We start from the raw sequence: 14,652 nt of genomic DNA on the forward strand, positions 1-14,652 counted from the left end.
ATTGACAAGCTGAAACAAGGCCCGCACCATCGGGTCAAACTCTATGCGGATGAACGATCTCTCCCTCACTCGCTCAAAGGATGAGCTTATATGAATCGCCCCTCCTCAGGCCGCCCCCGCGTCTTGAGTCTGCCCTCTCTGCTGCTTGCCCTGCTGGGCGGATTGCTGCTGCTGACCCTATTGTTGCCGCTGATCAATCCCGGTAGCTGGCTGGGCCGTGCCCAGCCGCTGGTACTGGGCCCCGCCGACAATCCACTGGCCACCCTCACCCGCCACGCCCTGCTCTATAAAAGCGACAGCCGCGGCCTCTATCTGGTGGTGCGCAGCCAGTGGCAGTTGCGAGGGCCATTGCAAGCGGGGGACAAGGTACGGGTAGAGCTGCTCAACGACAAGGGGGAGCGGATTGACCAGCTGAGTCAGGCGGTGGATAAGCGTCAGGTGTGCCGCAATAACCGCTGTACTCTGGATCTCAACAGCACCCTGCGCGCCCCGGACGATGCGCTGGCCAGCCGTTATCAGCTGCGCATCGGTCTGCTGCTCAAGGATCGCCCCGATAGCGGCGATTTCAGCCAGATCCTGCAAACCCTGCCCGAGCAGGGCTTCAACATCACCTATCTGGTGGTGAGCCTGACGCTGGTGCTGGCCCTGAGCGCCGCCGTGCTAAAAACGGTGCTGCCAAAGCTGCGCCGCAGCCTGCGCTGGCGGATCATCGGCAGCCTGCTGCTCGGCAACCTTACCTTCGTGCTGCTGCACGGCTTCGTGGTATTCAAGCTGGGGGAGTTTCTGCTCTGGTCAGGCTTTCGCCCGGAGCACTACTATCTCGCCTGGGGCAGCATGGTGCTGGGCTGGAGCCTCTGCGCGCTGGCGGGCTTCAACCTCTATATGGGGCTGATCTTTACCGCGCTTTCTGGCATAGGTCTGCTCGCCAACTTTATGAAGATTGCCATCTACGGCGTGCCGCTCGGCGGGGACGATTTTGGCAACCTGCTCGCGCTTCTGCGGATCCTGCTCGACCAGCACCCCATCCTGCCCATCTTCACCGTGTTGCTAGCACTGTTTCTCTGCTGGCGCTTTGCCCTGTCACGCTGGGTGTTGCGCACAGCCGCTGCCACCGTCGCCTTCTTTGCCCTGTGCGTCTTTGCCACCCAGACCGGCAACAAGCTGCTGGGAGCCAACATTCGCTACGTGGATCGCGCGGTTAACTACCACAGGGACATCATCCGCTCCGGCCCCGGCCTCTATCTGTTCAATCTGGTGGACGAGATGCTGCAAAGCGGCAGCGTGTTTCGCTACCCCTTGCAGATCAACGAGCTGACCCCGCAGCTGAGCTATCCGCCCCAGGGCATAGCGCCGCGCTGGGATCTGGTGATCGTGCTGCAATATGAGTCGCTCTGGCTCGACTGGAAGGGGCGGATCTGCGCCCCGGCTCCCACCCTCTCCCTGCCCGCCAGCGTGCAGCAGTGGCAAAAGACCATCCACTCCCCCACCACCGGCGGCATGACGGTGCTGGCGGAGTTCGAGATGAACACCGGCCTGCCGGTGGGCTTGCTCAAGCAGGGGGTGGTGCCCTACTACTACCTCTCGCAGCAAGTACCGGGGCTGGCCCAGAGCGCCAGACAAAGCGGCTATAAGACCTTGTTCGCCCACCCCTATGTGGAAAAATTCTGGGGCCGCGCCAAGGCGATCCCGGCGCTCGGCTATGAGGATCGCTGGTTCGATACCCGCTTCACCACCCTTGAGCACAAGGGGCTCTATATCTCCGATGATGCGCTCATCGACCACATACTCAAGCGCAGCGAACAGGATGACAAACCGCTGTTTGCCTATGCAGTCACCATGCAGGGGCACGGCCCCTTCGATGGCCCCCGCTATCAGGGGCAGGAGCGCAGCGGCGCCTGTCCGAACCAGAGCGAGAGCGACACCCAGTTACTCAACACCTATTACACAGGGGTGGTGGATGCCATGGCCTCGCTGGAGCGACTGCTCAAGACCCTAGACCAGTCGGGCAAGCGCTATCTGGTGGTGGCCTTTGGTGATCACCAGCCGTTTTTGATGTCTGCCGGCAAGGGCATTCACGGTGACAAGCCGGCACGCGATGCCACCTACCAGATCCCCATGATGGCCTTCACCCGCGCCGATGACCCCCTCAATCTGGCTACCCAGTTTGCGCCGGTGCGCCAGCTCTACCAGATGGGTCAGGCCACCCGCCAGCTGCTGGCGGGGGATATCACCCCCATCGAAGAGAAGCCCCTGCTCCATCCGGTGTTGGGCGAGGAGAAAGGCTTCGACCCATCAAGCCTGGTGCCGCAGATCCGCGCCAGCTTCCGGCCCGATGCCCTGCCCTGATCCCTCCCCCCAAAAACAGACAAGGCCGCATCCGCGGCCTTGTTGTTGGACATACATTTCGCCCTCATTCTGCTCGCCACCAGGGCTGCAGCAAGGTGAGCAGCTGGCGGTCGAGGTCGAGCGCCACCTCGATACCCAGCGGCAGCGTCAGCATGGGGTGGGTATGGGCGCAGTCAAACTCCGCCAGAATGGGGAAGCTCGGCTCCCCCACCACCTCCAGCAGGATATCGAGGGGGCGCTTGCCGCTACCCTGATCGTTGAACAACTCGTGCTTGCCGAGGATAAGCGCGCCGATCCGATCAAACACCCCGCACAGTTTGAGATGGGCAAAGGAGCGCTCCACCGTCTCGGCTGATTTCAGGCTGTCCTCCAGCAGCAGAATGTCGCCGCGCTCGATGGGCGGCATATAGGGGGAGCCCCAGATCCCCGCCATGGTGTTGAGGTTGCCGCCAATCAGTCGTCCCTCAACCCGACCTGAACCCACCGAGATCAGCCAATTGGGCTGGCACTGCTTGGCCCGGGTCTGATTCTCCCAGTCCAGCCGTTCATCACTCCATTGCACCGGGGTGGGCAGCGTGCAGGGGACGCCAGCTTCGTCGGCCAACGCAATCTGTAAAAAACTGGCCAGCGTCTCATCCGCCAGCGGCGGCAACTCGCCAAAGGAGGCCACCAGCGCCGGGCCATAAAAGGTAACCAGGCCAGTTTGGGCATGGATGCCGAGCAGCAGCGCCGTCACATCGGAGTAGCCAACGATGATCTTGGGATCGCGCTTGAGCGCCTCAAAATCGAGGTAGGGCAACAGGGAGTTGGAGTTGCTGCCGCCAATCACCGACATGATGCAGCGTACTTCTGGGTCGCGAATAAGGGCATTGAGCTCCTCGGCCCGTGCGGCGATGGAGCCGGAACGCCAGTGATCCTGCTGGCCGGTCAGGCTACCGGCCTTGAGCCTAAAGCCCTGCCCCTCAAGAAAGGCTTTTGCGCGGGCAAAACGGTTGGGTGCCCAGGCGGTCGCCGCGCTGGAGGGGGAGAAAAAAGCGATGGTATCGCCACGTTGGAGCAGCGGGGGAACCAATAACGTCATGACACACTCATCCTTGCCAATATCCAGCCATCACAGAGTCGTTGAGACTCCAACACAACCCCTTTTATCACAACGGGTTTATTACGGTCGTTTAGAAATACAAAACACTTGATTCATTATTAACAGATATTCTAAACACCATCCCCTTCCTAGAATGACCTCATTGCGATGGCCAACCCCGGTTGGTTGTCAGAATGGTCGGCCTGACAGCCCGAACGTTCTCTTTCCCACTTTTTTCTCTGACTTATCAATGAGGTGCCTGTCATGAACAAAAACGCATCCCCCAGCGCATTGGTTGTAGAAGGCGGCGCCATGCGCGGCATATTTGCCAGCGGCGTGCTGGATGCGTTTATCGAGCATGACTATCGCCCCTTTGACTTCGCCATCGGCGTCTCGGCGGGAGCCACCAACTTGCTGGCTTATCTCGCCAGCCAGCATGGCCGCAGCCACGAGATCCTGACCAAACTGGCGTGCAGCCAGCAGTTTATGGATCCCCTGCGTTTTGCCAAGGGGGGCAATCTGGTGGATATCCACTGGCTGTGGAACACCAGCTGTCGCAAGTATCCCCTCGACATTCACGCCTACCGGGAGACCGGCATCCCCTTCTATGCGGTGGTGACCAATACCCTGACCGGCAAGGCGGAGTACATCCGGGTCAAGCCGGAGAACATGAACGAGGTGCTGCCCGCCAGCTGCGCCATTCCCCTCGCCTCCCGCGAATATCCCGAGGTGCACGGGGTGCCGATGACCGATGGTGGCGTCGCCGACTCCATCCCGGTGATCGAGGCCTACCGCCGCGGCGCCCGCCAGATGACGGTGATCCTCTCCGAGCCGCTGGGCTACCGGCTCAAGCCGATGCCCTTCCCCTGGATGATCCGCACCCTGCTCAAGACTCACCCCGCGCTGGCACAGGCGCTGGAGCAGCGGGATCGCAGCTACAACGAGGCGCTCGATTTCATCGCCAATCCGCCCGCTGATTGCCAGATCGAGGTGATCGCCCCGGCCGACTACTTCCCTGTTTCCCGTTTTACCCGCGACATCAACAAGCTGGAGATGGGATACGTGATGGGCAAGTGCGCAGGCTATCAGGCCGCCCTGCTCAATTGATAACAGTTTTACAGGCATGACCCGACCTGCCGCGACGCACGCGCCGCCAACACAATAACAATCGGGTCAGTTGAACAAGATGAGTCATAAACCGGACCGCGGCGAGAGCAGCCCAGCTCTCCCGGCCAGTCAATACCGGGACAGACAGCCCCTTGCAATGCCAAGGCATGTCACCCCAAGACAAGGTGTTTATTTATGTCGTTTCTTCTCACCCATCCCGCGCTGGCGCAGCTGTTCGAGCGGCTGCTGCCCGATTACCGGATCATGGCGCCCGCGGCCGAATATCGGGGTGGCCGCTTCTCCGACACCGACAACGTCACCTACCACAGCATCCGCCATCCGGCCGATCTGGTGTGGCAGGAGAAGTCCCACTTCTCCCCGAAAGAGGTGGTGCTCCCCATCACCCAGACCCTGTTCCACTTCGACAATCTGGAGCTGCGCGAATCAAAGGTGGAGGCCAAGCCCACCCTGCTGTTCTTGCGCAGCTGCGATATCCACGCTCTCCGCAGGCTGGATCAGGTCTACCTGAAAAATGGCCAGAACAGCGACGTCTACTACGCCAGACTGCGCAGCAAGCTCAAGCTGGTACTGCTGGAGTGCCGCGAGAGCTTCGAGAACTGCTTCTGCGTCTCCATGGGCAGCAACGAGACCCGGGACTACGCCGCCGCCATTCGTCTAAGCGATGAGGGTGCCCGTATCGAGGTGAAGGATCCCGAGCTGCTCGGCTACTTTGCCGAACTCGGTGAATCCGATGACTTCACCCCGGAATTTGTCCAGAGCAACCCGGTCAAGGTACGCACCCCGGACAGCGTCTGTGACGACCCCCAGCGGATCCGCCAGATCCTCACCGCCCATCCGGTCTGGGCCGAGTACGACAGCCGCTGCATCGGCTGCGGCCGCTGTACCACCTCCTGCCCGACCTGCAGCTGCTACAGCGTGCACGACCTCACTTATGCAGAGAACCCCAAGCAGGGTGAGCGCCGTCGCCAGTGGGCCAGCTGCATGGTGGATGGCTTCAGCGACATGGCCGGTGGCCACGGTTTTCGCGCCAAGCATGGCGAGCGCCTGCGTTATCGCGCCCTGCACAAGGTCAACGACTACAAGGCCCGTCAGGGGGAGGAGCACATGTGCGTCGGCTGTGGCCGCTGCGACGATCGCTGCCCTCACTACATCTCCTTTAGCAACATCATCAACAAGATGACCGATGTGGTCGAACAGACCATCGCAGCCGACCACGCGCAGGGGGCGAACTGATATGTGCCAGTGCCAGCAAACCGCAACAGCAGAACAACAGCAGGACGTGGTCGAAAACCGCCTGCTGCCCAAGGCCTACACCATTCTGGCCATCGAGCGCCACACCGAGCTGGAGTGGAACTTTCGGGTATCACGCGACTTTGATGTCCACTACGGCCAGTTTGTGGAGATCTCCCTGCCCACCGTCGGCGAAGCACCCATCTCGGTCTCCGACTATGGCGATGGCTATGTGGACCTGTTGATCCGCAAGGTCGGCAAGGTGACCGATGCGCTGTTTGCCCTAGATGTGGGCGACAAGGTGTGGATGCGCGGCGTCCACGGTAACGGCTACCCGCTGGAGACCTACCGCAACCAGCACCTCATCGTGGTGGCGGGCGGCACCGGCGTCGCCCCGGTCAAGGGGTTGCTGCGTCGCTTCAGCAAGCATCCGGAAGAGGTGAAATCCCTCGACATGATCCTCGGCTTCAAGAACGAGCAGGCGGTGCTTTATCGCCACGAGATGCCGCTCTGGGCCGAGCAGCAGAACCTCATCGTCACCCTGGACGAGGGCAAGGAGAGCGAGCAGTTTCGCATCGGCCGGGTCACCGACTATATCGACCAGCTGGATCTCGCTGACAAGGAGGATATCCAGGTGATCGTGGTCGGCCCCCCCATCATGATCCGCTTCGTGGTGCTCGCCTTCCTCGAGCGGGGCATCCCCAAGGATCGCATCTGGGTCGACTACGAACGCCGCATGGCCTGCGCCGTGGGCAAGTGTGGCCACTGCCGGATGGGCGACACCTATATCTGCGTGGATGGACCGGTCTTTCGTTTTGACCAGGCCCAGCATCTGATCGACTGAGGGAGAACACCATGAGTCTCGATATCGACATCATCAAGGCCCGCGCCAAGAATGAATACCGCCTCTCCAAGGTGCGCGGCGAAGCGATGATCAGCGTACGCATTCCCGGCGGGATCATGCCCGCCCACCTGCTGGCAGTGGCCCAGCAGATCGCCGAACAGTACGGCAACGGCCTGATCCACCTCACCACCCGCCAGAAGCTGGCGATGCCCGGCATCAAGTATCAGGACATGGACAAGGTCAACGCCGCCCTCGAACCCTTTATCAAGGAGATCGAGGTGGAGACCTGCGGCATCGAGGTAGAGGACACCACAGCCGGTTACCAGACCATCGGCGGGCGCAACATCGTCGCCTGTCAGGGCAACACCATCTGCCAGAAGGGCAATATCGACTGCACCGGGCTGGCCCAGCGGATGGAGAAACACCTCTACCCCAACCCCTATCACCTCAAGATGGTGATCGCCGGCTGTCCCAACGACTGCGCCAAGGCCAACATGGCCGACTTCGGCATCCTCGGCATCGCCAAAATCCACTTCAATGCCGAGCGCTGCATCGGCTGCGGCGCCTGCGTCAAGGCATGTAGCCACCACGCGGTGGATTGCCTCGCCATCAAGCATGGCAAGGCGGTCAAAGAGGAGAGCAAGTGCATCGGCTGTGGCGAGTGCGTGCTGGCCTGCCCGACCCTGGCCTGGCAGCGGGATCCCAAGCAGCTCTACATGGTCAAGCTGGGGGGACGCACCAGCAAGAAGACCCCCCGTACCGGCAAGCTGTTCCTCAACTGGGTCACCGAAGAGGTGCTGCACGCAGTGATCAAGAACCTGTTCGAGTTCGAGGCCGAGATGCTGGATGGCAAACCCATCTACCTGCACATGGGTCACCTTATCGACCGGGCCGGTTATCACAAGTTCAAGGAGCGGGTGCTGCGCGGCGTCACCCTCAATCCGGAAGCCATGGTCGCTGACCGCATCTTCTGGGCCGAAGATCAGTACGTCGCCAACATGCACGTCAAAGCGGTGCAATAGGAAAAACCTCGTTTGGGGAAGCGTGATCAAGTGGCCGACACCGGTGGGGATCTGTCGTTGGCCCGGGCGTAGATCACCCTTCCCCTTTTTTATTCCCGTCGGGGGATCTTTCCCCCGACCATCCGGGGTGCGCCACAGCGCACCCTGCTATCTCGCCCGGCGCGGCATTGCGAGCGGGCCAGTATCCGGAGCCTGTTATGGACTTTCTCCCTCTCTTCTGTCAGCTGCAAAACAAGCCGGTCCTGATCGTCGGCGGTGGTGAGGTGGCAGTGCGCAAGGCGCGCCTGCTGCTCGATACCAAGGCGAAGATCACCATCAATGCCCCGCATCTGGAACCCCAGCTGATGAGCTGGGCCGAGCAGGGTCGCCTGACCGTCTGCGCCGCCAGCTTTCATCCCGAACTGCTCGATGGCAAGTGGCTGGTGATCGCCGCCACCAACCAGCAAGAGGTCAACCAGCAGGTCTTTCATGAGGCGAACCTGCGCCAGATCTTCTGCAATGTGGTGGACTCTCCGGCCCACTGCAGCGCCATCATGCCCGCGATCATTGACCGCTCGCCGCTGATGGTGGCCATCTCCAGCGCAGGCGCGGCGCCGGTACTAAGCCGCCAGCTGCGGGAAAAACTCGAAGCCATGCTGCCGCAACACCTCGGCCAGCTCGCTGCGCTGGCGGGCAAGCTGCGCGAGCGGGTCAAGGCCATTCCTGACAAGCTGGCCCGCCGCCACTTCTGGGAGCGGCTGTTCCGCCACGATCGCCTCGCCCGCCAACTGGCCCGTGGCCAACAGCAGGCTGCCGAGCAGAGCGTCGCAGAGCTGCTCGATGAGCCGCTGCAGAGCAAGGGAAGCGTCACCCTGGTGGGAGCAGGCCCCGGCGATGCTGGGCTGCTTACCCTAAGCGGTCTGCAGCAGTTGCAGCAGGCGGATGTGGTGGTCTATGACCGACTGGTCTCGCAGGAGGTGTTGGCGCTTGTTCGCCGGGATGCCGAGCGGATTTTTGTCGGCAAGGAGGCGGGCCGCCACTGCGTGCCCCAGCAGGCGATCAACCAGTTGTTGCTGGAACAAGCACAGCTGGGCAAACAGGTGGTGCGGCTCAAGGGGGGCGATCCCTTTATCTTTGGCCGGGGTGGCGAGGAGCTGGAAACCCTGGCCGAAGCGGGCATCCCCTTCTCGGTGATACCGGGCATCACGGCTGCATCGGGTTGCGCCGCCTACAGCGGCATTCCCCTCACCCACCGTGATCACGCCCAGCGGGTGCAGTTCATCACCGGCCACGACAAGGAGGGCAATATCGCCCAGGAGTGGTCGGCGCTGGCCGCCCCACGCCAGACCCTGGTGTTCTACATGGGGCTGGCCCACGCCGCCCGCATTCAGGATGCGCTGCAAACCCACGGTATGCCCGGTCACACCCCGGTGGCGCTGGTGGAGCAAGGCACCCAGCTCAGTCAGCGGGTGGTGCGCGGCGAGCTGCAGCAGTTGGCCGAACTGGCCCGTCAGGTGAAGAGCCCGAGCCTCATCATCATCGGCTCGGTGGTCACCCTGGCCGACAAGCTGGACTGGTATGGGGAAGCCAACGCCATCCACGGCATCTAACCCAGCACGGCGATCACCCAATAGAGACAACAAAACCGAGAGCGGCCATGCCGCTCTCTGCTTTTTACATCAATGACCAAGCCGTGGCACGGCGCGTCTGTTACTCCAGTGTGATGGGGCCGGTATTCTGAACATCGCTGTCATTCCAGTCGCTCTCATCGCGAATGCGCGGATCCCCCTGCAAGGTGTAGAGGATGGTGCCCTGACGAAACTGCAGCGCGCCATCGGCCCGTTTCGCCTTCACCTTGACTCCGTTGACCCACACCTGCTCCTTGCCATCCACCTGAATATTGGCCACCGTGGCACCTGTCTCGCGGTTTTTGGCTACCCACTTGCCCTGATAGGGCGAGTCCCCCTTGGCCATCGGCAGTGCGGCGGCCTTGCCCGCCGACCAGGCGTGCACGGTGCAAAAGCCGTGGGCCCGGCGATCATGCTTGATGACGTAATCCAGGGTGGGTTCGCTGGCGGGCAGATCGAAGGTGATCCCGATGACCACCTTGCCGCTTGTGGCCGAATAGGCGGCGGGCGCCTGCGTTTTCAGGGTAGCCTTCTTGCCATTGATAAAGACATTGCCCCCTTGCGACTTGACCCGGATATCGGTGGGACAGGTGGCGCTGAAGTTGGGCAGCGCCGCGAGGGCACTGCCGGCATGGGCGGTCATGGCCAACATGACAAGGGTCAGCAGAGCAGGTTTTTGATTCATAGTGATACGCCTTCAAGAGAAGAGAACCTCGTCCGTGAGCGGTGTCGTTCCTGATGGCGGCACTCTAGTTTGACCCTCTCGGGCTACCAAGTTAAAAAAAATAAAACCGGTCAGTGGAATTATTAATAAATATAAATGTTTATAATCAATGAGTTAAGTTACATTCCTGCCAGCCGCCACGTATCAGACAGGCAATAAAAAAGCCGATAACCCGGTTATCGGCTCATTGCCCATGCAGAGGCGGGTGCCCGATCAGACCACCACGGCGGTGCCACTGATGCTGACCATCAGCATGCTGCCATTTTGCCCCACCACCTCGTAGTCGATATCGATGCCGACCACCGCATTGGCGCCAAGGGCAGCGGCACGCTCTTTCAGCTCATCGAAGGCGATCTCGCGGGCACGGGCCAGCTCTTTTTCATAGGCGCCGGAGCGGCCGCCGATGATGTCGCGGATCCCGGCAAAGAGATCCTTGAAAATGTTGGCGCCGAGAATGGCTTCGCCAACCACGATGCCGCGGTATTCACGAATGGTTTTGCCTTCCAGCGTGGGGGTCGTCGAGAGGATCATCTTGAACTCCTGTGAGTAGCAGAAGGGCTCAGACTACCCCAACTGCCCGAAAATCCCAACCAGGGGGTGGCCTGTACGACGCCGACCTTAAAAATCACGACGGCAAGATAAAAAAACACCGCGCACGGGGCGCGGTGTTTGTTTCAAAGGGCTATTGCCAACGGCAAGCCGTCACGGATTGTAAGAGACCACCGAGCCACTGAGGCCGGTCATCTGGGAGATCCGCCCCTGCATGCCCTGCAGTTTGGCCTTGGAGACATCCGGTCCGATAAAGACCCGGTTGAGCTGACCCTGCACCGGCGTGCGCGGCGAGGTGTGGGCAGAGTAGCCCGCCGCCCGCAGCTTGCTCACCAGCGCGTTGACGCTGTCGACGTTCTTGAAGGCGCCAAGCTGGAGGATCCAGCTACCCTGTGCCGGTGCCGCAGCAGGCGCGGGGGTGGTCGGTTGGGTCATCTTGCTTTCAATCAGATCGTCGAGGGACTTGATCTGACCCGCCTGCGGCTTGGCCGGTGCGGGCGCCTTGGCCACTTCAACCGGTTTGGCTGGCGTCGGCTTGGGTGCTGGCTTTGGCGGTTCGACCGGTTTTTTGGCCACCACTTCCGGCTTGGGCTGTGGCTTGGGTTGGGCATTCTGTTGCGGCTGAACCGGTGCCGGTGCGGCAGGGGTTGTCGCCGGCTGCGCACCGTTGCCCTGACCGGCGAGGGTCATGGGGTCAGCCACCTCTTCCACTTGCCACTGCTGGGCCGCAGAGGCCTGTTGCTGGCTGGCCAGATGATCGGCTGGCAGGCTGCTGGCCGCCGAGACCTGCAGCGCAGGCTTGGCAGGCTCCAGCTCGGGGCGCAGCGGGATCTTGGCAAAGGCCTCCTCCTTTTGTGCCAGCTTGTGACCATCCAGCAAGTCCGGCAGGAAAATAACAACCAGGGCCACCAGGATGACGGTGCCCACCAGACGGTTTTGAAACTTCGAGGCCAAGTTGAATCCTACCTTTACGTAACTCAATATGCGATTTGGCTCCCCGCCCGAAGGCCGGGGAGCCGGGGTGTGGCCTAGACGGCGACACCCGCCAGAATGTCGGCGACAGTGTAAAACGAACCAAACACAATGACCATATCGTCCGGACTCGATGCGGCCAACGCTGCCTGATAAGCGGCGCTGACATCATCAAACTCCCTGGCAGGCCCCTTGCCCTCTCCCAGTGCCGCAGCCAGTTGCGTTGCGGTGGCGGCGCGAGGGCCGGTGAGACTGGCCAGATACCACTCGCCAATCAGGCCATCGAGTTCGGCAAGGGAGCCCGCCATGTCCTTGTCTTTGAGCATGCCGACCACGGCGCGGCGTACACCCGAGCTGGGCATCTTGCGCAATTGCGCTGCCAGATAGGCCGCCGAATGGGGGTTATGGGCCACATCGACGATCACCAGCGGCGCACTTTGCAACTGCTGCATCCGGCCAGCCAGCCGGGCATTGGCCAGCCCGTCGCGAATGGCGGACTCCGGCAGCGGCAAGCCGAGGGATTCCAGCGCCGCCAGCACGGTCACAGCGTTCATCAGTGGCAGCGCCGGTTTTGGCAGATCCCGCCACTGGTTGAGGCCATGATAATCCCAACCGCTCTCGTGCTCATCGCCACGAAAATCGATACCGACCTGACGCAGGTTGGCGCCAAGACGCTGTGCTTCGCTCGCAATAGTCGCAGGCGGATTGGGCTCGCCACTGATGGCGGGTTTACCGGCGCGATAGACGCCAGCCTTCTCCACCGCCACTGCTTCGCGGGTATCCCCCAGCCAGTCGCAGTGATCGAGGGCAATGGAGGTGATCATGGCGACATCGGACTCCACCACATTGGTGGCGTCGAGCCGACCGCCCAGTCCCACTTCCAGCAGCAGCACATCGGGGGCGGCGCGGCAGAAGAGCCACAAGCCGGCCAGGGTGGCGAACTCGAAGAAGGTGAGCGCAATCTCGCCGCGAGCAGCTTCCACCTCGGCAAAGGCGGCGCAGTGATCCCTGTCGGGCAGCTCCTGCCCGTTGACCCGCACCCGCTCGGTAAAGCGCCGCAGATGGGGCGAGGAGTAGACGCCGACCTTGTAGCCTGCGGCCATCAGAATGCTGGCCGCCATGGCGCAGCTGGAGCCCTTGCCGTTGGTGCCCGCCACCGTGATCACCTTGAACGGCAGCTGGGTGAGACCCATGCGCCGGGCGACAGCACCGACCCGATCCAGCCCCATGTCGATATTGACCGGATGGATCTGCTCCAAATAAGAAAGCCAGTCGACAAGCGACCGGCTTTGGGATTGTTGCATGTTTGAACTCATCTTCACTCTTCGATGACGTGAGTATTCAGCATTTTGGCGAGCAGGCTGGCCAGACGGTTACGCATTTCACGGCGATCGATGATGATATCGATGGCACCCTTTTCCAGCAGGAACTCGGAGCGCTGGAAGCCTTCCGGCAGTTTCTCGCGCACGGTCTGCTCGATAACACGCGGGCCGGCAAAGCCGATCAGCGCCTTGGGCTCGCCCACGTTGATGTCACCCAGCATCGCCAGACTGGCAGAGACGCCACCCATGGTGGGGTCGGTCAGCACGGAGATATAGGGCAGGCCGGCTTTGGACAGACGGTCCAGCGCCGCACTGGTCTTGGCCATCTGCATCAGGGAGAACAGCGCTTCCTGCATGCGAGCACCACCAGAGGCGGAGAAACAGACCAGGCCACGGCCTTCCTTGATGCACTCCTCGACGGCACGCACGAAGCGGGCACCGACCACGGAGGCCATGGAGCCACCCATGAAGGAGAATTCGAACGAACAGGCGACAACCGGTACCCCTTTGAGGGTCCCTTTCATCACCACCAGCGCATCTTTCTCCGCCGTCTCTTTCTGAGCGGCAGACAAACGATCCTTGTAGCGCTTGGAATCCTTGAATTTCAGTACATCCTGCGGCTCCAGCTCGGCACCGATCTCGGTACGACCCTGCTCGTCGAGGAAGCTCTCGAGACGGGCGCGGGCGCTGATGCGCATATGATGATCACACTTGGGGCACACTTCGAGGTTGCGCTCCAACTCTGCCCGGTAGAGCACCTGTTCACAAGCACTGCACTTGGTCCACACCCCTTCCGGAATGTTGTGACGACGAGGCGCAGTGATCTTGCTCTTGGGAAGAATCTTCTCAAGCCAGCTCATGGAATTCCTTAATGCTTTTGTGCCTGACAAAACGCATCGAGCCTAGATTGTTCAATGACTTAATAGCTCGATGGCAACAAATGACGGGTCATTAAACCACAATTTTTCGGGCGCAGTTACTAAAAACTGGTCGTACCCGGTGCCGAGTCGGGCAGCCACAGCGGGCCGAGCGGCAACTGCGGTAGAGCAAACTCGGCCGGGTAATCCACGTCAACCAGATAGAGGCCACCGGCCTTGGCGGTCGGCCCGGCCAGATTGCGATCCTTGGCAGCCAGCACCTCGGCAACCCACTCCACCGGTTTGAGCCCCTGCCCCACCAGCAGCAGGGAGCCGGTGATGTTGCGCACCATATGGTGCAGGAAGGCGTTGGCCTTGATGTCGAGCACGATGTAGGGGCCGGAGCGGCTGACACACAGATGAGTCACATTGCGCCACGGAGTGTTGGATTGGCAGGCGACGGCACGGAAGGTGCTGAAGTCGTGCTCCCCCAGCAGGCTCTGGCCCGCCTGGTGCATCAACTCCGCATCGATGGTCTCGTGGTAGTGGCTGACGCCACTGCCGAGGATCGCCGGCCGGTAGTTGTGGTTGTAGATGACATAGCGGTAGCGACGGGCGGTAGCGCTGAAGCGGGCGTGGAAGCTCTCGTCCACCTGCTTGACCCAGCGCACGGCGATATCCGGCGGCAGGTTGGAATTGAGCCCCAGGGTCCAGGCCCCTTCGGCACGGTTCGCCTCGGTATCGAAGTGGATCACCTGACCGGTCGCATGGACACCGGCATCGGTGCGTCCGGCACACTGGATGGAGACAGGGTGGTTGGCGATCCGGCTCAGCGCCGTCTCCAGTTCAGCCTGCACGCTGATCACTTCACGCTGACGCTGCCAGCCGAAATACCGGCTGCCGTCATATTCAATACCTAGGGCAATTCGCATGGATAAACTTGTCTTGTTGTGAAAACGCAGTGAAAGAA

Annotated in this window: 13 protein-coding genes; 6 read left to right on the top strand and 7 right to left on the bottom strand. The window is 61.4% G+C overall.

Features of this window, described 5'->3' with window-relative positions:
• Positions 1–90 precede the first annotated feature (90 nt).
• Positions 91–2,346, top strand: a complete 2,256-nt coding sequence (locus I6L49_RS07235) for an LTA synthase family protein (protein WP_216950995.1) — start codon at positions 91–93, stop codon at positions 2,344–2,346.
• 64 nt (positions 2,347–2,410) lie between these two features.
• Here the strand turns inward: I6L49_RS07235 and I6L49_RS07240 are convergent, their stop codons facing one another.
• Positions 2,411–3,427 (bottom strand): S66 peptidase family protein, encoded by a 1,017-nt coding sequence (locus tag I6L49_RS07240; protein ID WP_216950997.1) that lies wholly within the window; start codon positions 3,425–3,427, stop codon positions 2,411–2,413.
• 264 nt (positions 3,428–3,691) lie between these two features.
• Here I6L49_RS07240 and I6L49_RS07245 point away from each other — a divergent pair, with 264 nt between their 5' ends.
• From I6L49_RS07245 to cysG, 5 genes are all read left to right on the top strand, one after another.
• Complete coding sequence (locus I6L49_RS07245; RefSeq protein WP_216950998.1) at positions 3,692–4,534, top strand: patatin family protein; 843 nt, start codon at positions 3,692–3,694, stop codon at positions 4,532–4,534.
• 195 nt (positions 4,535–4,729) lie between these two features.
• Positions 4,730–5,788: an anaerobic sulfite reductase subunit AsrA gene (gene asrA, locus I6L49_RS07250; RefSeq protein WP_058058512.1), complete on the top strand. Its 1,059-nt coding sequence runs from the start codon at positions 4,730–4,732 to the stop codon at positions 5,786–5,788.
• 1 nt (position 5,789) lies between these two features.
• Positions 5,790–6,629 carry an anaerobic sulfite reductase subunit AsrB gene (asrB, locus tag I6L49_RS07255; RefSeq protein WP_216951000.1) on the top strand — a complete coding sequence of 280 codons (840 nt, stop codon included), beginning with the start codon at positions 5,790–5,792 and terminating at the stop codon, positions 6,627–6,629.
• Between the two features lie 11 nt (positions 6,630–6,640).
• The gene (gene asrC, locus I6L49_RS07260; protein ID WP_040066440.1) at positions 6,641–7,651 is read left to right on the top strand and encodes a sulfite reductase subunit C; all 1,011 of its coding nucleotides are present in this window, start codon (positions 6,641–6,643) and stop codon (positions 7,649–7,651) included.
• Between the two features lie 197 nt (positions 7,652–7,848).
• Positions 7,849–9,240 carry a siroheme synthase CysG gene (gene cysG / locus I6L49_RS07265; protein ID WP_216951002.1) on the top strand — a complete coding sequence of 464 codons (1,392 nt, stop codon included), beginning with the start codon at positions 7,849–7,851 and terminating at the stop codon, positions 9,238–9,240.
• 100 nt (positions 9,241–9,340) lie between these two features.
• Here the strand turns inward: cysG and I6L49_RS07270 are convergent, their stop codons facing one another.
• From I6L49_RS07270 to truA, 6 genes are all read right to left on the bottom strand, one after another.
• Complete coding sequence (locus tag I6L49_RS07270) at positions 9,341–9,943, bottom strand: hypothetical protein (protein ID WP_216951004.1); 603 nt, start codon at positions 9,941–9,943, stop codon at positions 9,341–9,343.
• 252 nt (positions 9,944–10,195) lie between these two features.
• On the bottom strand, positions 10,196–10,513 hold the full coding sequence (locus tag I6L49_RS07275) for a heavy metal-binding domain-containing protein (RefSeq protein WP_005333757.1): 318 nt from the start codon (positions 10,511–10,513) through the stop codon (positions 10,196–10,198).
• 171 nt (positions 10,514–10,684) lie between these two features.
• On the bottom strand, positions 10,685–11,485 hold the full coding sequence (dedD, locus tag I6L49_RS07280; protein ID WP_005352757.1) for a cell division protein DedD: 801 nt from the start codon (positions 11,483–11,485) through the stop codon (positions 10,685–10,687).
• A gap of 74 nt (positions 11,486–11,559) precedes the next feature.
• A complete protein-coding gene (folC, locus tag I6L49_RS07285; RefSeq protein WP_216951006.1) occupies positions 11,560–12,819 on the bottom strand; it encodes a bifunctional tetrahydrofolate synthase/dihydrofolate synthase in 1,260 nt (419 codons plus the stop codon).
• A gap of 2 nt (positions 12,820–12,821) precedes the next feature.
• Positions 12,822–13,685: an acetyl-CoA carboxylase, carboxyltransferase subunit beta gene (accD, locus tag I6L49_RS07290; protein ID WP_042053089.1), complete on the bottom strand. Its 864-nt coding sequence runs from the start codon at positions 13,683–13,685 to the stop codon at positions 12,822–12,824.
• A gap of 119 nt (positions 13,686–13,804) precedes the next feature.
• On the bottom strand, positions 13,805–14,614 hold the full coding sequence (truA, locus tag I6L49_RS07295) for a tRNA pseudouridine(38-40) synthase TruA (protein ID WP_216951007.1): 810 nt from the start codon (positions 14,612–14,614) through the stop codon (positions 13,805–13,807).
• Positions 14,615–14,652: the final 38 nt, after the last annotated feature.

It is taken from the genome of Aeromonas sp. FDAARGOS 1419 (assembly GCF_019047045.1).
GTDB classification, from domain to species: domain Bacteria; phylum Pseudomonadota; class Gammaproteobacteria; order Enterobacterales; family Aeromonadaceae; genus Aeromonas; species Aeromonas veronii.